At 63.0% G+C, this 18,268-nt stretch carries 12 protein-coding genes, 1 tRNA gene and 1 pseudogene; 4 read left to right on the top strand and 10 right to left on the bottom strand.

The genetic code is table 11. The features are described 5' to 3' along the window. The first annotated feature begins 4 nt into the window (after window positions 1-4). Window positions 5-1,297 (top strand): MFS transporter, encoded by a 1,293-nt coding sequence (locus tag HMPREF3157_RS01245; protein ID WP_070435286.1) that lies wholly within the window; start codon window positions 5-7, stop codon window positions 1,295-1,297. A gap of 45 nt (window positions 1,298-1,342) precedes the next feature. Here HMPREF3157_RS01245 and selB read toward each other — a convergent pair whose 3' ends face one another. The 3 genes from selB to HMPREF3157_RS01230 form a co-directional block, all read right to left on the bottom strand. Next, window positions 1,343-3,148 (bottom strand): selenocysteine-specific translation elongation factor, encoded by a 1,806-nt coding sequence (gene selB, locus HMPREF3157_RS01240; protein WP_016664235.1) that lies wholly within the window; start codon window positions 3,146-3,148, stop codon window positions 1,343-1,345. Window positions 3,149-3,157: 9 nt separating this feature from the next. Then, window positions 3,158-4,513, bottom strand: a complete 1,356-nt coding sequence (gene selA / locus HMPREF3157_RS01235; protein ID WP_070435285.1) for an L-seryl-tRNA(Sec) selenium transferase — start codon at window positions 4,511-4,513, stop codon at window positions 3,158-3,160. Between the two features lie 112 nt (window positions 4,514-4,625). After that, a tRNA-Sec gene (locus tag HMPREF3157_RS01230) sits at window positions 4,626-4,720 on the bottom strand. Between the two features lie 40 nt (window positions 4,721-4,760). Between HMPREF3157_RS01230 and selD the strand changes: the two genes are divergently transcribed. Then, a complete protein-coding gene (gene selD, locus HMPREF3157_RS01225; RefSeq protein ID WP_070435368.1) occupies window positions 4,761-5,804 on the top strand; it encodes a selenide, water dikinase SelD in 1,044 nt (347 codons plus the stop codon). Window positions 5,805-5,994: 190 nt separating this feature from the next. Here selD and nrfD read toward each other — a convergent pair whose 3' ends face one another. From nrfD to fdnG, 3 genes and pseudogenes are all read right to left on the bottom strand, one after another. Next, window positions 5,995-7,098 carry an NrfD/PsrC family molybdoenzyme membrane anchor subunit gene (gene nrfD, locus HMPREF3157_RS01220; protein WP_070435284.1) on the bottom strand — a complete coding sequence of 368 codons (1,104 nt, stop codon included), beginning with the start codon at window positions 7,096-7,098 and terminating at the stop codon, window positions 5,995-5,997. Beyond that, window positions 7,095-8,078, bottom strand: coding sequence for a 4Fe-4S dicluster domain-containing protein (locus tag HMPREF3157_RS01215; protein ID WP_070435283.1), 984 nt, complete (start codon window positions 8,076-8,078; stop codon window positions 7,095-7,097). Before HMPREF3157_RS01215 ends, nrfD begins: the two co-directional genes overlap by 4 nt. 248 nt (window positions 8,079-8,326) lie before the next feature. Further along, window positions 8,327-11,509 (bottom strand): annotated as a pseudogene (gene fdnG, locus HMPREF3157_RS01210) (formate dehydrogenase-N subunit alpha); the annotation flags it as partial. Between the two features lie 240 nt (window positions 11,510-11,749). On the opposite strand from fdnG, the gene pepN reads away from it, so the two are divergent. Together pepN and HMPREF3157_RS01195 are read left to right on the top strand one after the other, a co-directional pair. Further along, complete coding sequence (pepN, locus tag HMPREF3157_RS01200; RefSeq protein WP_070435281.1) at window positions 11,750-14,305, top strand: aminopeptidase N; 2,556 nt, start codon at window positions 11,750-11,752, stop codon at window positions 14,303-14,305. 116 nt (window positions 14,306-14,421) lie between these two features. Beyond that, window positions 14,422-15,348, top strand: coding sequence for a mechanosensitive ion channel family protein (locus HMPREF3157_RS01195; protein WP_070435280.1), 927 nt, complete (start codon window positions 14,422-14,424; stop codon window positions 15,346-15,348). 9 nt (window positions 15,349-15,357) lie between these two features. On the opposite strand, the gene HMPREF3157_RS01190 is transcribed toward HMPREF3157_RS01195, so the two are convergent. The 4 genes from HMPREF3157_RS01190 to HMPREF3157_RS01175 all read right to left on the bottom strand — a co-directional run bounded on the left by HMPREF3157_RS01190 (window position 15,358) and on the right by HMPREF3157_RS01175 (window position 18,219). After that, complete coding sequence (locus tag HMPREF3157_RS01190) at window positions 15,358-15,837, bottom strand: acyl-CoA thioesterase (protein WP_070435279.1); 480 nt, start codon at window positions 15,835-15,837, stop codon at window positions 15,358-15,360. A 14-nt stretch (window positions 15,838-15,851) separates the two neighbouring features. After that, window positions 15,852-17,228 carry a sodium/glutamate symporter gene (locus HMPREF3157_RS01185; protein ID WP_016664225.1) on the bottom strand — a complete coding sequence of 459 codons (1,377 nt, stop codon included), beginning with the start codon at window positions 17,226-17,228 and terminating at the stop codon, window positions 15,852-15,854. A gap of 106 nt (window positions 17,229-17,334) precedes the next feature. Further along, the gene (locus HMPREF3157_RS01180) at window positions 17,335-17,655 is read right to left on the bottom strand and encodes a putative quinol monooxygenase (RefSeq protein WP_016664224.1); all 321 of its coding nucleotides are present in this window, start codon (window positions 17,653-17,655) and stop codon (window positions 17,335-17,337) included. Between the two features lie 45 nt (window positions 17,656-17,700). Then, a complete protein-coding gene (locus tag HMPREF3157_RS01175; protein WP_016664223.1) occupies window positions 17,701-18,219 on the bottom strand; it encodes a gluconokinase in 519 nt (172 codons plus the stop codon). Between the last annotated feature and the right edge of the window lie 49 nt (window positions 18,220-18,268).

Genomic DNA, 18,268 nt, shown 5'->3' with positions numbered 1-18,268 from the left:
AGTCGTGCAACGCGAGAATACGGAACGACGGCTCCTGCGGTCCCTCCAAGTTTCTAATGCGAGTGACGCCGTCGGCCGTGAATTCATTGACTCCTCCATAGCGATTATCGCGATTTCGCTCCTGGGGTTTTCTACGACCCAGATCGGCATCTTGGATTTTCTCGAGTCGGGAGCTGCCCTTTTCCTTGCGCTCCCCATTGGACTTCTGGTCGACCACTACAGACCGCAAACGATTCTGACGATTTCTCTTGCTCTCAAGGTTCTGCTCGGCACGCTCTTGTGCCTCGGTCTCACTTTTGAGATCACGAGTCCCGTGTTCTTTATGGCTCTCGTCTTCTTCCTCGGAATCTCCGCAATCGCCTCGGAAGGTGCTCAAACGAGCGTGGTGCCGTTTCTGACCGGAAGCAGCAGCCAGATAGAAACTGCCATCTCCAGAATGGCAATGGCAGACTCCATTGCAGGAGTCATCGCACCGGCAGCAGCCGGATTCACCTTGGCGTTCCTTGGCCCTACTCCGGCAACAGGAGCAGCCGCGCTCTTCTTCGTTCTAGCTCTGGTCTTCGCTTGGCGTATTCTGCAGCGCTTAACCCCGATCAAGAGCACGACTCATCACGCTAGCGCCCCGCACGTCGCGGACGATCGCAGTGATGAGTCTGAACTCGAGAACGACACACGGACTCTCTCTCAGAAGCTCACCGACGGTTTCCGCATCCTTGGTCGTAATCGCTTTCTTCTCGGCGCTGTGTGCCTGATTTCAGCTGGCAACATTGGGCTCGCCTTGGGCGACTCGATGGTCAACGTCGTCATTCTGAGGATTTTGGATCTTGGCATGCCCTTCTTCGGCATCCTCGGAACAGTGTCGGCGATCGCAGGAATCCTCGCAGCATCGCTCGCTCCCGCGATCGTGAAATCCGTCCCGCTACGAACGCTCTACATTTCAAGCTCCATTATTCAAGCGCTCGTGGCATGCCTTCCGCTCTTGGCACTCATGATCCCGAACTGGGCTCATATTCTCTTCCTCGTTCAATCTGCGAGTTGGGCTTTCACCCTTACCGTCGCCAACATCGCAGGGTTCTCGTACATAGCGAAGGTCGTTGACAAGAAGTTCCTTGGTCGTGCGAGTGCTGCGATGCGCATGTTAACAATGGGCACTGTCCCCTTCGCTGCGCTTCTCGGGGGTGTACTCGCGGATATCGGCGCGATCACCGTTCCCCTTATTGTTTGGCCGCTTCTCACCGCCACTGCTGTCACGGTGTACATCTTCCTGACGCGCCCCGCGGCCTCAGGACGCGCTTGACCTACGAGCCTTCCAGAGAAAAGTCTCGGTGCGGGGAGAGCGCTGTTAGCGGACGATCTCGCGATGCCCCGCGTCGAGGCGGCGCGTCCACCCCTTTTTATCGAGATGCTCGAGGAGCGGAATCACGGTGCGTCTGGTCGTGCCGAGCGCCCGGCGCGCCTCAGAGGTCGTAAACGGCTGCGGTAACGCTGCGAGTTCGCGCATCGCGAGTGCGGGCGCGGTGGGTAGAAGAACGAGGTTGTCGCTCGGCAGGCCGATCCTCAGGAGCCGCCCTTGTTTCGCCGCGGCCGCGAGCTCTTTCGCGCCGAGACCAAGGTCAGCGAGATCGCCGAGTTCGGGCGCGTTGAACGGATCATTTTTGAGTTTCGCTTCGAGCGCGGCAACGCTCGCTTCTGCCTCGCCGAGCCCCGCTTCGATCGCCGGATCGACAATGAGCCCATCGCGTTCGATGAGCGCCGACTTCTTCACGACCATCGGAAGGAGTTCGAGGGCGGGAAGCGCGAGGGCTTCGACCGCTTCTTTTCGGGAAAGCCCCGGACGAAGGGGATTTGTCTTAGCGGCAGCCGCAACGCGTTCTCTCAGCGCGCGGGCACCGCGGTCGAGGAAAGCTGCGCTCACAAGCCAGCCACCGTCGGACACACACCCTTCGAGCGTGCCTGCCACCTCAAAGCCCATTTTCCTGAGGTCTGTTTCGCGCATGGCGCCGCGCCGCTCGATTTCAGCTCGTGCGTCCCCGCTCTCGCTCATGTGCTCGAGCTCGCTTTCACGCGCGCTCCCCGCGCCGCGCCTGCGCAGTTCCGGCGGGTCCACATCGAGAACGCGCACGCCCCCGAGAACAGCCCGCTCACCTGTGCCGCGCATGACGAGGCGATCGCCGATCACGAGCGGAAGAGGAACATCAAACGTGAGGCGCGCGTGCTCCGCGCCGAGGGGGCGCACGCGTGCGGTCACGGCCGCGCTTCCCACGTGGATCGTGGTCTCGCGCGGCACATCGTCGAGGCTGTCTCCGCTTACGCTGCGCACATCCACGACACGCGTGAGGTGGAAAGCGCCGGGTGTAAGGAGCACGTCGCCGCGATGGATCTCGCTCGCGGAAATTTGGCGAAGGTTGAGGGCCGCGCGGCTCACTGGCTCGACGACCTCCTCGCTCGCGCCGCGCGACTGCACGCCGCGCACGCTCACTTCTCGCGGCTCGCTCTCGCCGTGGCGGGTGCTCACGAGCTCGAGCTCATCGCCCGCGCGCACGCTCCCGGAACCGAGGGTTCCCGTCACGACCGTGCCTGCGCCGTCGATCGTGAAGGACCGATCAATCCACAACCTCACGTTTTCATGCGGGGATGCAGCTGCGACGCTTGCCACGAGTTCATCGAGCACGCGCTTCAGCTCATCGATCCCCTCACCGGTCACACCCGAGACACCGCATGCCGGTGCATCAGCAAGGCCTGTGTCGGCGAGTTCGCGCCGTGCTTCGGCAATCACGGTAGTGACGCGTTCGGGGGCGCGATCGGCGCGCGTCACGACGATGATGCCGTGGGAAATACCGAGGGCCTTGACGGCGTCGCGGTGGTCGCTCGACTGCGCGCTCCAGCCCTCATCTGCGGCAACGACGAAGAGCACAATGGGCACGGGCCCGAGTCCCGCGAGCATATTGCCGATGAAGCGCTCGTGGCCGGGTACGTCCACGAAGCTCACGCCGCGCCCCGAGGGGAGCGTGCACCACGCGAAGCCGAGGTCGATTGTGAGCCCGCGGCGTTGCTCTTCTTCCCAGCGGTCTGTTTCAATGCCGGTGAGCGCGCGGATCAGTGTGCTTTTGCCGTGGTCAACGTGCCCAGCGGTCGCGATGACGTGCATGCGTCCCTCCTAGCGTTTCATGAGCGCGGCGATCACGCTCGCAAGCTCAGCATCCTCGAATTCGGGAATGCAACGCACGTCGATAAGACAGGCGCCGTCGCGCGTGGTCGCAATGATTGGTCGTTCGAGCGCGCGCAGTTCGCTCGCCAGATGCTCGGGCACGCGCAGTGCCCATCCCGGGATCGGAACCTCTGCACCGCCTCCCCCGCCGACGCGGCCGTCGTGCGGAACAACCTCGCACGTCACGTTCACGCGCTCGTCGATTGCACGCGCAAGCTTTTCGGTGCGGGCTTTGAGCGCGTCGGGGTCGGTGTGAAGCGCTTCAAGCACGGGCGGCGTGGGTCCTCCGACGGTAGCCTCGAGCGCGGCGAGCAGGAGTTTATCGGCGCGCATCGCTCGCGCGAGAGGGTGGCGGGCCACGCGCTCGACCCACTCCTTCTTCCCGAGGATGAGCCCCGCTTGGGGGCCGCCCACGAGCTTGTCGCCGCTTGCGAGCACGAGGTCCGCGCCGCTTTCAAGGGCCTCGGTGAGCGTTGGCTCATCAGGAAGCAGCGGCTCCGGGGAAAAGAGCCCCGAACCGATGTCGACGATGAGCGGGAGATCGTGGGCGTGCGCGAGATCGGCGAGTTCAGCGATGCCAACAGCGCTTGTGAAGCCTTTGATGACGTAATTGCTCGCGTGAATCTTGAGGAGCGCGGCTGTGTTTTCTCCGAGGGCCTTTTCGTAGTCGGCAAGATGCGTGCGATTCGTCGTGCCGACCTCGTGGATCACGGGACCCGTCGACTCGATGAGCTCGGTGAGGCGAAATCCCGCGCCGATCTCGATCATCTCACCGCGGCTCAATACAATCTCGCGCCGCTTGCCCGATCCTGGACCGGCGAGGGCCGTCGCGATGAGCGAGAGCGCCGCAGCGCCATTGTTGACCGCAAGCGCGTCCTGCGCTGCAGGGCACGCCTTGAGGAGCGCCTCGCGCGTCGAAACGCCGCGCTTCCCGCGAAGGCCCGTTGCCAGATCGAACTCGACATCAACGTAGCCAGCAGCGGCTTCCAAGGCGTTGATCGCCTGAGGTGAAAGAGGGGCACGCCCAAGATTGGTGTGGACGATGACTCCCGTTGCGTTGAGCACGGGCGTGAACGCGCACGCGTGCACGCCCTCGAGCGCGGCGATCACCGCGCCCTCGACGTCTTCCGGCGCGATTTCCCCCGCCCGGGCACGACTCTGCATGTCACGCACAACATCGCGTACGCGCTCTTCCCCAAGGCGTTGCTTCGCTCGTTCGACCTCATCGAGCGCGAGTACAGCATCGGTCCGTGGGATCCGCCGTCGTGGATCGTCGCCTGCTACCGGGGACGCGGTTCGTGACATGTCGCGGGGCACCTTCGCTCAAAACTCGGGATCGCGGTGGCGTGGCAGGCGTCGGACCAGAACTCCACGTGCCACGCGCGCGCCCCGCCCACAAAGGCGAGGCGCGAAAGCTTGGCGGAGGCGGACGGGAATCGAACCCGCCATACCGAGCTACTCGATATCACCGGTTTTGAAGACCGGGGCGCCCACCAGGACACGTACGCCTCCAAGCACGAATTTACCAGTGAAAACGCTTAAAGTGGAACGCATGAACATCAACGAGGATCCCCAGAACACCGACAAACCCGACTTCAGCAACTACCCACGCCTCACCACGATGGCGCATGGCGGCGGTTGCGCGTGCAAAATCCCACCGGGCGAGCTCGAGGATGCCGTGAAGGCACTCACCGGTCAGACGTTCGACTCGGTGATCGTGGGTCTCGACGACGGCGATGATGCCGCCGCGGTGAAGGTGCGTGGCGACCTCGCGGTGCTGTCGACTGCGGATTTCTTCACGCCCGTCGTCGATGATCCTTACGACTGGGGTCGCATCGCTGCGGCGAACGCCCTTTCAGATATTTACGCGATGGGCGGCGAGCCGGTTGTCGCGATCAACCTCGTGGGGTGGCCGCGCGAAAAACTCCCCATGGAGATGCTTTCGGAGGTGCTGCGCGGGGGTCTCGACGTGGGGCGCGAGGCTGGGGTTCCCGTGATCGGGGGTCACAGCGTGGATGATCCCGAACCGAAGTACGGTCAGGCGGTCACGGGCATCGCGAAGCCCGACGCTCTCCTGCGCAACGATGCGGCCGAGGTTGGCCTGCCGCTTACGCTCACGAAACCGATCGGCGTCGGTCTTTTGAACAACCGCCACAAGGCCACCGGCTCGAGCATCGACGAAGCCGTGAAATGGATGACGACGCTCAACGCCGAAGCCTCTCGGAAGGCACTTGCAGCCGGCGCCAAGGCCGCAACCGACGTGACCGGATTCGGCCTGCTCGGGCATTTGCACAAAATGGCGCGTGCCTCAGGTGTGAGCGCCGTGCTTGAGCGCGCGGCCGTGCCGGCGATGGGCGATGCGCTCGACGCGCTTGCGGGTGGATTCATCTCCGGGGGCACTCGGCGCAACCTCGACTGGGTGCGGCCCTCGATTCGCGCAGGTGCAAGCATCACGGAAGAGGATCTGCTGTTCCTCGCCGACGCGCAGACCTCGGGCGGCCTCCTCGTCGTGGGAGAGATCCCCGGGTACCCGGTCATCGGTGAGATCGTGGCCGCGAGCGACGACGCGCCCGCAGGCAGCGTCCAGGTCCGCTAGGCGCCGTCGGAAGAAGCTGAGCGAAAGGCCCGCACAGTGTACGAGTCCGCCCTCGATCTTCCGTGAATTGCATAGGGGTTACGGGGGTTTGAGCTGCCGCGACTCGATCTAAGCCGATGCGGCTCACGAAAAAGTGGGGGCTATGGCACTTGGCCATAACCCCCACAACTTCTATGGAATCCAGAGGACGCTAGTCGGTCTCGGGACCCGTCACGATCGAATCGTCCACGATGCCGTGCTTACGGCGACGCTCGAGGCGTTCCTTCTGCGGGATCACCGTGTACTTGGGGTCGCGCGCCGACTGGAAGCCCGCGTCGAGGATGCCGAAACGTGTAAACGCGCTTGCCGCGGCAAGGCACGCGCCCGAGGCGATAGCAATCGCGCGATGCTTCTTCGCAAACAGGCCCGTGACGGCGCCCGCGATGAGAAGCTTCTCGGCGATGTGCATCTTCTTGCCACCATCGCCGATTTCCAGCGGCTCGGCTTCGAGTGGGTGCATTTCCTTCTTCATCGCGCGCAGTGAGAGCATATCGCCCGCAACGCCCGCGAGTGCGAGGCGCTGAACGGGACCGATCTCGTCAAGCGGGGTCGACAGCATCGCCGTGCCCGAAGCGGCCAGGGTCGCCGAGGATGCAAACAGGAACGGAAGCGAGAACTTTCCGCCATTCCAGGCGGGAAGCGCCGAGTCACCGAGCAGCACCGCGGTGTACACCGCGAGCGGAGCACCCGTCGCCGCCTGGCCCCACGCCGCAGGCTTCTCGAAAGCGCGCGCAACCTTGCGAAGCGGACCGAGGGGGAGCTTCTCCCCCGTCATACGGTCAAACTCATTCGCAAATGTCACACCCGCGTTCACGCCGTACGCCGAAATGATCCACGTACCGAGGTTCATGGGGCTCGTCGGCTTGAACGTGCGCATCATGTTCAAGAAGCGCTCTGGTCGACCGAGGTCCTCGATGAGGCTGACGGTGCCGATGCCGAGCGCGACGATCGAGCCAACGCGCGCGTTACGGCGCAGCGTCTCACGCCCGGTCGCCCCCGCGGCAAGCGCGATGAGGCCCGAGGAACCGGCGACACCACCAAGGAAGAGGTACACGCCGATCGGGTACTCCCACGGCGGCGCCTTGACGATCTGACGACCGTAGTAGCTCGTGAACTGGACGTCCTCGACCATCGAGACTTCGCCCATACGGTTCTGACCGCGCTTACGGGCGCCGTCATACTTGGTTGCTTCAGGCCGACGCTTGCGGCGCATCGGCTGCGGCGGGCGGTAGCTATCGAACTCGTTCTGGCTCATTTCCTCTTACCTCCCACAAACATGAGGGCGGTCGTTGCGATCATTGCACCGGCTGCGAGGGCTGCGCGACCATACATCTTCGGCAGGTCCATCGTGCCCACGCGCGGGTCCGGCGGAAGACCGTAAACCTCCGGTTCGTCGAGGAGAAGGAAGACGGAGCCGAGACCACCCACGCCGTCGTTCGAGTTTGCGCCGTAGAGGCGGGCTTCGGTCATGCCCTCCTCATGGAGCTTCTTCACGCGTTCCTTGGCCTTCGCGACCATGTCTTCGCGATCACCGAACTTGATCGACGTCGTGGGGCAGGTTTGGGCACACGCGGGCTGCTGACCGTCTTTGAGGCGGTCGTAGCACAGCGTGCACTTGTTGGCCGTGCCCTTATTCGGGATGTCCTGTTCGAGGTGAGGGCGGTCGTCGCGGTCGGTCTTCGGTGACACGGTGCCGTCGTCGCGGCGCTCGATCACACCGAACGGGCACGTGTACACACACGTACCGCAGCCGTTGCAGACGTCTGCCTGCACAACGACGGTGCCAAATTCCGTGCGGAATAGCGCGCCCGTGGGACATGCATCGAGGCAGCCCGCGCGCGTGCAGTGCTTGCAGACATCCGACGCCATGAGCCAACGGAATTCGTCCGTGTGCTTTGGCTGCTGCTCACTCGGCGGCTTCTTGCCGATCTTCGGCATGCCAAGGTTCACGAGCTGGCGACCCGACTCGCGGGCCTGCTCGATGCGCTTTTCGGACTGCTCGATAAAGGCCACGTGACGCCAGGTGTTCGCACCGAGCGAGCCCGTGTTGTCGAACGACGAGCCGAGCAGCTCGAAGTTGCCGTCTTGGGGATTGCGGTTCCATTCCTTACACGCGACCTCGCAGGCCTTGCAGCCAATGCAGATCGACGTGTCGGTGAAGAACCCCTTACGGTCGTGCGTGTGCTCCCACCCCGAAACGGAGATGGGGTCAGCGGTCGTGTTGAGAAGACTCATCACACACCTCCATTCTCATCGTGGGAAGCTTGGGAGTTGTCGTTGACCATGCTCGTGCGGCCGGTCTCGCCGTCTTGGCCGTTGGACCCGGTTTCCGTGTCCTCGTCGACCTTGTCGGCGCGGCGCTGAGCTTCCTTCGAGCCGGGCTTCGATGCGGCGATTCCCGTGAAGCCCGGGCTGTTCGAGCCGCGGGTCGTCTCTTCGGCGACCTTCGCATCCTGCTCGGGGCTCGTCTCTTCGATGCCCGCGTCTTTCGCCGGAACCGTGACGCGCTGCATGCCCGTGTCGAGGGTGATACCAGCCTCGCGCTGGTACTTCTCCACGAGGTCCACGAGCTCGGGGCCACGCGGCCTGCGACCCGGAATCATCGCCACCGAGGAGTACTTCGAATCCTGGATGCCGGTGTTCGGGTCCATCGTGATACCGAGCAGGTCGTTCGCGCCGTCACCCGTGATGATCGCGTCTTCGCCCACACCCCAGTGGTACGGCAAACCAATCTGATGCACGGTGTGGCCGTTCACGTTGAGCGGCTTGAAACGCTTCGTCACAAGTACTCGCGCTTCGATCGCGGCACGCGGCGAGATGAGGGTTGCCCACTCACCGTTCTTCACACCCACCTCTTCGGCGAGCTCCGGCGAGACCTCCGCGAACATCTCCGGCTGAAGCTCGGCGAGGTACGGAAGCCAGCGGCTCATGCCGCCCGCCGTGTGGTGCTCGGTGAGGCGGTACGTCGTGAACACGTATGGGTACACCTCTTGCAGAGGCTCACCGTAACCGGGCGCGGTGAGGTTCTCTTCGCGAGGCATGACCACGCGAGTCGGCTGGTTCTGCTGCGGGTACATGATGTTCGGCAGCTTCGATTCCACGGGCTCGTAGTGAGTCGGGATCGGGCCATCGATCATGCCCTTCGGTGCGAACAGCCAGCCCTTACCGTCGGGCTGCATGATGAACGCGTCATCGCCGGCAAGCGCCGCGGGGCCACCCACGGTCGCATCGGGGCGTGCCTTCGGGTTGAGGCCCACGGGGAAGTCGGGGACGTCGTGACCGACCCACTTCTCCTGGTCTTCGTCCCACCAGATCCATGCCTTCTCCGGGCTCCAAGGCTTGCCCTCGGGGTCCGCGGAAGCGCGGTTGTAAAGGATCTTGCGGTTGGCCGGCCACACCCAGCCCCATTCCCTTTCGGTGTAGGGGCGGCCATCGGCGGGCTCGCGCACCGCCGCATGGTTGATGCCGTCGGCATACACACCGGCGTAGATCCAGCAGCCACCGGCGGTGGAACCGTCAGCCTTCATATCGACGAACTTCGCAAGGGGCTTGCCCTTGTTCTCACCCTCGGTGTAATACCCGTTGATCTCGCGAATCACAGCTTCGGCATCGACCTCGCCGTGTTCATCGAGCGGGTAGTCCCACGTCATGTCAAGCACGGGCCGATCGCGAGGATCGTCCGAATCCTTGAGGGCTTCGCGAATACGGTTGCCGAGATCGAAGAAGAACTGCAGCTCGCTTTCGGCATCGCCCGGCGGCGTGACCGCCTGGTGGCGCCACTGCACCATGCGCTGCGTTTGCGTGAACGAACCGGCCTTCTCAGTGTGGTTCGCGGCGGGCATGAAGAACACTTCGGTGTCGATGTCTTCGGTCTTCAACTCGCCCGTTTCGATCTCGGGACCGTTCTTCCAGAACGTGGCCGTTTCGATCATGTTGAAGTCGCGAACGACAAGCCACTTGAGGTGGCTCAGCGCCTTGCGGTGCAAGCGACCGTTCGAGCTCCCGACCGCGGGGTTCTGGCCGAGCACGAAGTAGCCGTCCACCTTGTCCTGGAGCATGAGCTGCAGGGTCTGGTAGGTACCGTGCGCACCGGTGAGTCGCGGCAGGTAGTCGAAGTGGAAGTTGTTCTCCTTAGTCGCGGACTCGCCCCACCACGCCTTGAGAAGGCTTGCGGTGAATTCCTCCGACTTCGCCCAGAAGCCCTTCTGCTTCTTTGTGCCCACCGAATCAAGGTAGGTCTCCCACGTGTCCGTCACGCCAGCCTTCGGCATCGGAAGGTAGCCGGGGAGGATGTGGAAGAGGGCCGGGATGTCGGTCGCGCCCTGAATGTTGGCGTGCCCGCGAAGCGCGAGAATGCCCGAACCGGGGCGGCCCACGTTGCCCATGAGCAGCTGGAGAATCGAGGCTGTGCGGATGAACTGCGCGCCGCCTGTGTGCTGGGTCCAGCCCACGGCGTAGCAGAACGCGGTCGTCTTGTCGCGACCCGAGTTCTTCACAATCGACTCGGCGATGTACGCGAAGTCTTCCTGGCTCACGCCACAAACCTTCTCCACAACCTCGGGGGTGTAGCGCTTGAAGTGGCGCTTGAGGATTTGGAAGACGGTACGCGGGTGCTGCAGGGTTTCGTCGCGAACGGGGAGGTTCTTCTCCTCGTCCATTTCGTACTGCCAGCTCGACGGGTCGTACGCGCCAGTCTCGGGATCGAAGCCCGAGAAGAAACCATCGAGATCCTCGGGATCCTGATAGTCCTCACTGATGAGCGTCGAAGCGTTCGTGTAGTGCTTCACGTACTCCTCGAAGAACAGGTTGTTCTCGAGGACGTGGTTGATGAGAGCACCGAGCAGAACGATGTCGCCGCCTGCGCGGGTCGAAATGTACTTATCGGCAAGCGCCGAGGTGCGCGAGAAGCGCGGGTCGACGTGGATCACACGTGCGCCGCGAAGCTTCGCTTCAATAACCCACTGGAAAGCGACCGGGTGACACTCGGCCATGTTGGAGCCTTGGATGATGATGCAGTCCGCATTCGCGAGGTCCTGCACCGGCTGCGTGGCTCCGCCGCGCCCAAACGAGGATCCCAAACTGGGAACCGTGGCGCTGTGTCATATGCGGGCTTGGTTCTCGATCTGAATAGCGCCCGTGGCGGTAAACAGCTTCTTGATGAGGTAGTTTTCCTCGTTATCGATGGTCGCGCCACCGAGCGAGGCGATACCGAGCGTGCGGCGCACGGGGCGGCCGTGCTCGTCGGTATCCTGCCAGTGCTTCTTGCGCGCCTCGAGGTAGCGCTCGGTGATCATCGACATCGCGGTCTCGCGATCGAGCTTGACCCACTCTTTCGACTTGGGAGCGCGGTAGAGGATGTCGGTCACGCGCCCGGGAGCATTCACGAGCTGTTCGCTCGCCGAACCCTTGGGGCACAGGCGGCCACGCGAGACGGGCGAGTTCGGATCGCCTTCGATCTGAATGACCTTGTTGTCTTTGACGTAAATGCGCTGGCCACAGCCAACAGCGCAGTAGGGGCACACGCTCTCGACGACCTTATCGGCGGTCGTGGTGCGCGCCTTGAGGTCTTGATACGTGGGCGACTGGGAGGTGGGGCCGAGCCCCAACACATCGCGAGACTTGGCCTGCCTCAGCACAGGCCAATTAAGAGGATTTAGTGATGCCATACGACAACCCTACCAGCGCCACGCGCAAAAGAAACCCTGGTCAGAAACGATCTTTAAGAAACTAAACCATTGCAAAAACTACTTCGGCGTCGGACTCCCTATCCCTCCGGGCGGCCGGGCACTACCCGCTCGCCCAGCCCTCACGTCCGTGCATTCATCCCACCCGCTCCCACCCTGCGATGCGAAGATGGAGGGGACCCGCACGCGATGCGGCCCCCTCAACCCTAGGAGAATTCGAGAATGACCTCTGAAAATCTCACCCGCGCCGAGGCGCAGGAACGCTCCTCGTTCCTCAGCACCTCCCATTACGACGTGAAGCTTGACCTCACCAAGGGCCCCAAGACATTCCTCACGGAATCCACCATCTACGTCAACGCCACCGAGGCTCGCGAAACCTTCGTCGACCTCATCGCTCCCGAAGTCCTCGAGATCACCCTCAACGGCGAGACCCTCGACAACCCCGGCGAACGTTTCGACGGCGCGCGCGTCCAGCTTCCCGCGCTCAAGGTCGGCGAGAACGTCATTACCATCCGCGCCAACGGCGCCTACATGAACACGGGCGAAGGCTTGCACCGCATGGTCGACCCGGTCGACAACGAGGTGTATCTCTACACCCAGTTCGAGGTGTCCGATGCCCGCCGCATGTACGCCAACTTCGAACAGCCCGACCTCAAGGCCACCTTCGCCTTCACGATCACCGCTCCCGCCCACTGGCGCGTCATTTCGATCGCCCCGAGCCCCGAGCCCGTCCCGGCCGGTGAGGATTCCGACGGTCAGCCGATCGCCACGTGGACTTTCGAAAAAACACCGAAGATCTCGACCTACCTGACGGCTCTCATCGCAGGCAAGTACGAGGGCTACGACGGCACGATCACCTCCCGCAACGGCCGCGAGATCCCCGCGGGCGTGTACGCGCGCGCGTCTCTCGCCCCGTACCTCGATGGCGAGTACATCGTTTCGATCGCCCAGCAGGGCTTTGAGTTCTACGAGAATCTCTTCGATTACGACTACCCGTTCCCGACCTACGACCAGATCTTCGTGCCCGAATACAACATGGGCGCGATGGAGCACCCGGGCGCCGTGACGTTCGTGGAGCGCTACGTGTTCCGCAGCGCCGTCTCGGACGCAATCCGCGAGCGCCGCGACCTCACGATCCTCCACGAGCTCGCTCACATGTGGTTCGGCGACCTTGTCACGATGAAGTGGTGGGACGACCTGTGGCTCAACGAGTCCTTCGCTGAGTTCGCCTCGACCCTCTCTTCTGCGCGCGCTACTCGCTGGACGAACGCATGGACGACCTTCGCTGGTTCGGAAAAGGCCTGGGCCTACAGCCAGGACCAGCTGCCGTCCACGCACCCGATCGTGGCCGACATGGTGGACTTCGACGCGGTAGAGACGAACTTCGACGGCATCACTTACGCGAAGGGCGCCTCGGTTCTGCGCCAGCTCGTCGCATACGTCGGTGAGGAGTCGTTCTTTAAGGGTCTTCGCGCGTACTTCAAGAAGTACGAGTGGCAGAACACGACCCTCAATGATCTGCTCGACGAGCTCGAGGCCACGAGCGGCCGCGACCTTCGCTCGTGGAGCAAGCTGTGGCTCGAGACGACCGGCGTGAACACGCTCCGCCCCGAGATTGATCGCAATAACGACGGCACCGTCGCGTCGTTCGCAGTTCTGCAGTCCGCCGCGAGCGAGCACCCCACGATCCGCCCGCACCGACTCAAGATCGGCGGCTACAGCCTCGAGGGCGGCGTCGTGACCCGCACCGTGAGCGTCGAGACCGACATCGACGGTGAGCGCACCGAGATCGCGGATCTCGCGGGCAAGAAGGCCGACCTGTGGCTCATCAACGACGAGGACCTCACCTACGCGAAGGTCCGCCTCGACGACGATTCGCTCGCGTTCGCCCTCGAGCACCTGCGCGATATCGACGACGAGCTCGCTCGCACCCTCGTGTGGAGCGCCACGTGGGACATGACGCGAGACGCCGAACTTCCGAGCCGCCGCTACCTCGATCTTCTCCTGAAGAACATCGACCGCGAAAAGGACTCCTCGGTTCTGCGCACGCTCCTCGGGCGTCTGGACCTCGTGGGCACGCGCTACGCGGCCCCGGCTGATCGCGCTGAGCGCGTGAAGAAGGTTGCGTCGGCTCTGTGGGAGCTCACGCAGGGGGCCGACGGTGGCAGCGATCAGCAGCTCCAATTCCTCGAGTCGTATCTGCAGTTTGCTGGCAAGGACGACCTCGACACGGTCAAGGGGCTGTTCGACGGATCTCTCACCCTCGCGGACCGCGAAATCGATACCGATCTCAAGTGGCAGATCACCATCGCTCTCGCCGCTCTCGGCGCTATCGACGAGGCCGGAATCGACGAGGTACTCGCGAGCGACGACACGCAAAACGGCCGTAAGAGCGCCCTCACGGCGAAGGCCGCGATCCCCACTGCCGAGGCGAAGGCAGCAGCGTGGAAGAAGACCGTCGGCGAGGACACGCTTGCGAACGAGCACCTCACCTGCGCCATCGTGGGCTTCAACCGCGCGAGCGAGGAATTGCGCGCGCCGTACATCGATCCGTACTTCGAGATGATCGAGAAGGCATGGGCGTCACGCTCGAGCGAGATCGCGAACCGTCTTATCCAGGGCTACTTCCCGGGCCAGTACCCGAGCGAAGAGATCGTCGCGAAAGCGGACGAGTGGCTCGCTTCGCATGAAGACGCGATCTACGGCATGCGCCGCCCCGTCCTCGAGGGTCGCGACTCCGTCGCGCGTGCGGTGCGCGTCCAAAACGCCGACAAGTAGTCCGCTGAGGAGGCTGCGCTGAGGGCGCGGCCACCGTCGGAAACCGTGGGCGGCCTCACCATCGGTGGGGCCGCCTTTTCATGCCCGTCTCAAGGTTTCCCTCCTACGGTGGGGGCATGAACTTTTTGGCAGAAACCACGACCCAAGAGGCTTTCTCGCTCGTGGACCGGATAGGCCAGTGGCTGCTCTCCAATGGCGTCACGATCCTCGTGATCATTCTGGTCGCCCTACTCGTGCGCTTCGTGGTGGGCATACTGGTCAATCGCATTTTTCAGACGATGTACCAATCAGGTTCGCGTATTTCGCGCATGACCAACGTCGTCGTGAAGAAGCACCCCGATGCCGGCCTCGCCGCCGCCCACGAGGAGCGCCGCAAGCAGCGTGCGGACACCCTCTCGACGGCGTCGAAGAATGTCGCGAGCGTCGTCATTTGGTCGATCGCGTTCGTCATGATCCTCGCGCAAGTGGGCGTCAACATCGCGCCGATCATCGCCTCGCTTGGTGTTGCCGGCCTGGCCGCCGGTATCGGCGCGCAAACGCTCATTAAGGACGTTCTTGCGGGCGTGATCATGCTGTTCGAGGATCTGGTGGCCGTCGGCGATTACGTCGATCTTCAGTTCGCCGAGGGAACCGTCGAAAACGTGAATTTGCGCGTCACCCAGGTGCGCGGCCTCAACGGCGTCCTGTGGACGGTGCGCAACGGGGAGATTATTTCGCTCGGCAATTACTCGCGCGGCCTCGGAACAGCGTTCGTCATGCTCGATATCGCGAGCAGCGCCGATGATGCTGCGGTGACGGAGGCGATCCACGCCGTGTTCGATACGCTCAAGGCCGATCAAAAGTGGTCGAAGCTCATTGTCGGCGCGCCCCAGGCCACCGGAATTCTTTCGGTCGACGGTGCTCGCTACCAGCGCCGGATCACTGCCGACACCATCCCCGGCAAGCAGTGGGATGTGGAGCGCGAGATCCGCAAGCGCCTTCGCGCCGAGTTCGATAAGCGGGGCATCGAGTTTGCGCTCCCGCGCTTCCAGGAGTCGGCGTAGAAAAACGCGCTACGCGCGCCGGAATGTCAGCGGCGCGTCTGTGAAGCTCTCGAGGGCCGTGCGTAGCCGTGTGGGCATGCGCACGGCCTTCGCGGTTTTGGCCTCGACAATCACGATCGTCGTGCGTGCGATCGCGTAGGGCCGCTCCAGCTCGTCGGCCGTGAGTATTTCGTAGTCGAGGTCGAGCGACGCTCCCCCAAGCTTCGAGACCCACGTGCGCACGATGACCCCGTCTCGGCGGTACCCAAGCTGGCGCGCGTACTCGATCGTGTGGGCGGCCACGAGCGTGTGGAAGGCACCGCCCGGCGACAGCTCCGCGAGCGCGGTTGGGTACGCGGGGGCGCCATTCGCGAGCTCGGTGTCCGACGGCCGCCAAAAGGCCCTCGTGCGGGCCTCCTCGAGCAGCCGCAGATACGCGGTGTTATTAACATGCCCGTACCCGTCAAGGTCACTCCACCTGACGGGTACGGGAATATCGAGGAAAGGCACGAGTGCGACGAGCCTTATTCTGCCCTGTGGTCAAACGTGCCGTGCACGCCGACGCTTTCAATCATGCTCGTCGTGGGCGCGGGCTCGCGGCGCCTAAACGCGAGCGCGAGGATGATGACGCCCGCGAGCGTGAGCGCAAGCGCTACCCACCACGAGGCGCCCGCGAGAACTAGAGCCGGGAGCGTTGCGATGGTCGCGATATCGACAAAGCCGATCGGGATATAGGCGATGCCGTAGTAGTCGAGCGTCTTGGACTTCATGTCGGGATCGACGATGCGCAGGAGCGCCATGCCCATACCGGCGGTGCCGGTGTTCCAGCCCCACGTGAAAATGCCTTGCTCAACCTTGTGATCGGCAAAGAGTTTCTTGGAGACGAACACGTAGTAGGCAAGCACGAACAAGGTGCCCGCGAGGATAAGAATGAGAAGCGGCTGCCAGTAGGAGGCCACGACCTTCGGATCGATCGAGGCTACGCCGAAGGCCACGAGCAGGTCGGTTGACATGCCGCTTCCACGCTCAAAAATTTTCCCTTCGAAGACGTTTTCCGCTTTGAATGCTTTGAGAACGAACAGCACGACGTACCCGAGGAGGAACGAGACGCTGAAGGTAGGAACCGACAGCCACTCGACCTGGCTATTCGCCCACGAGGTGAACATGTAGGCGAAGGCCGCAATCATGAAGAGCAGCCCCAGGTGGTAGGTGATCGGGTCCAGGCTCGTCGAGGATACGGGAGAAACACCAATCGATTCGCGGTTCTCTTCGGCGATGATGCCCGTGCGAAGATCCTTCGGAAGGGACTTGAAGTCCTTGAGGTAGGCCGTGTTGCCGCGCATCGATTCGACCTTGATGATCGCGATTCCGCCCACGACGGACAGGATGATGCCGATCGTGGCGGACGTCATCGCGAGGGAAAGTGCCTCGGGCCATGTGTTGCCAAAACCGTCGGCGATCGCGGCTGCCGTGCCGTGGCCGCCCATGAAGCCGGCTGCGAGGAGCAAGCCGAAGCCGTCGGGCAGGTCATTGAAGAACAAACTGAGAATGCCGAGGGCGAAAATCAGACCGAAGCCCCATTGGAGAACCGAGATGGCCTGGGAGACGGACCACATGGTGCGAACGGCACGAAACACGTTGCCGAGTCCCGCGATTTTCGAGGTGAACGGAAGCGCCGCGAATACGACCGCGATCAGGATCGAGGAGTAGATGGGGACGGAACTACTGAACGGGATGATGTTCAAGACGTTGGGGCCGAGAATAAGGCCGAGAAGCCCGGCGATCAGGCCGGCGGGCAAGAAGAGAGACTGAATCGGCTTGACCCAGGCGCGCAAAAGCACACCGATGAGGATCAGAAGGCCCATCCAGCCGAGGTCGGTAAAGACGTCCCACGCGCTCATCGTTCACATCCTTTGACTCATCTCGCGAATATTTGCAAACGAGTCACGGTACCACGGGAAAGGGCTGGTGAGTCACGTTCACGTGAGAGGTGGCACCGGTTGGGACTTAATCCGCGAGTTCACCCATGGGACCCCAGCCTTCACCTTCGATGTCCTTCGAGATGATCTCGGGAGTTTCAGAGATGAGCGGGCGCATGGCATCCAGGCCGGCCTGGAAGTGCGGGGCGTTGACGTGCTTCTCTCCGGCCTCGGCGTCACGGTACATCTCGACAAGGAGGAATTCGTTTTCGCGCTCCGTGCTGCGGTACCACTCGAAGAAGAGGCAACCTTCCTCCGCGCGGCACGCGTTCGTGTAATCCGCAAGTTTTTCGAGGAAGGTGGCGGTCTCTTCGGGCTTGACCTGGTATTTCACGTTAATGAAAATCATGGCGCCAACCTAGCTTTTGACCCTGCATAGATCCTTGCCGCGCGCCTAGCAGGTGCGAGTGCCGTCATTGAGGCCGGTGATGATGTTCTCGACGACGTCCTTCGCGGGCTGTTCTATGCTCGCGATGATGCCAGCTTCGTCGTCGTCAAGCTGTTCGAGAGTCGCGAACTGGGAATCAAGAAGCGAAGCGGGCATGTACTCGTGGTGACGGTGCGCGATGCGCCCAGCGATGAGTTCTCGACTTCCCGCAAGGTGCACGAATTGGAGATCCGGTGCGAAGGAGCGCAGCTGATCGCGGTAGCGGCGTTTAAGCGCGGAGCACACGATCGCGCACGTGACGCCTTTCGCGCGCTCACGCGCGATGGTCTCGCCGATCGCGTCCAGCCATGGAGCGCGGTCCTGGTCGGTGAGCGGAGTTCCCGAAGCCATTTTGGCTTTATTGGCCGCTGGGTGAAGATCGTCGCCGTCGATGAACGTCAGCCCTAGACGGTCAGCGAGGGCCTTTCCGACGGTGGATTTTCCCGTGCCCTGCACGCCCATGATGATGAGCGGGGTCTGGCTCACGACAAGTCTCCTTTTGGTGTGCGGCGCTAGTTTTCCCCACCACTGTAGA

Source organism: Dermabacter sp. HMSC06F07 (assembly GCF_001807345.1).
GTDB lineage: Bacteria > Actinomycetota > Actinomycetes > Actinomycetales > Dermabacteraceae > Dermabacter > Dermabacter hominis.
Note: the sequence above shows the minus strand (reverse complement) of the source record. Positions and strands in the feature narration are given on the sequence as shown.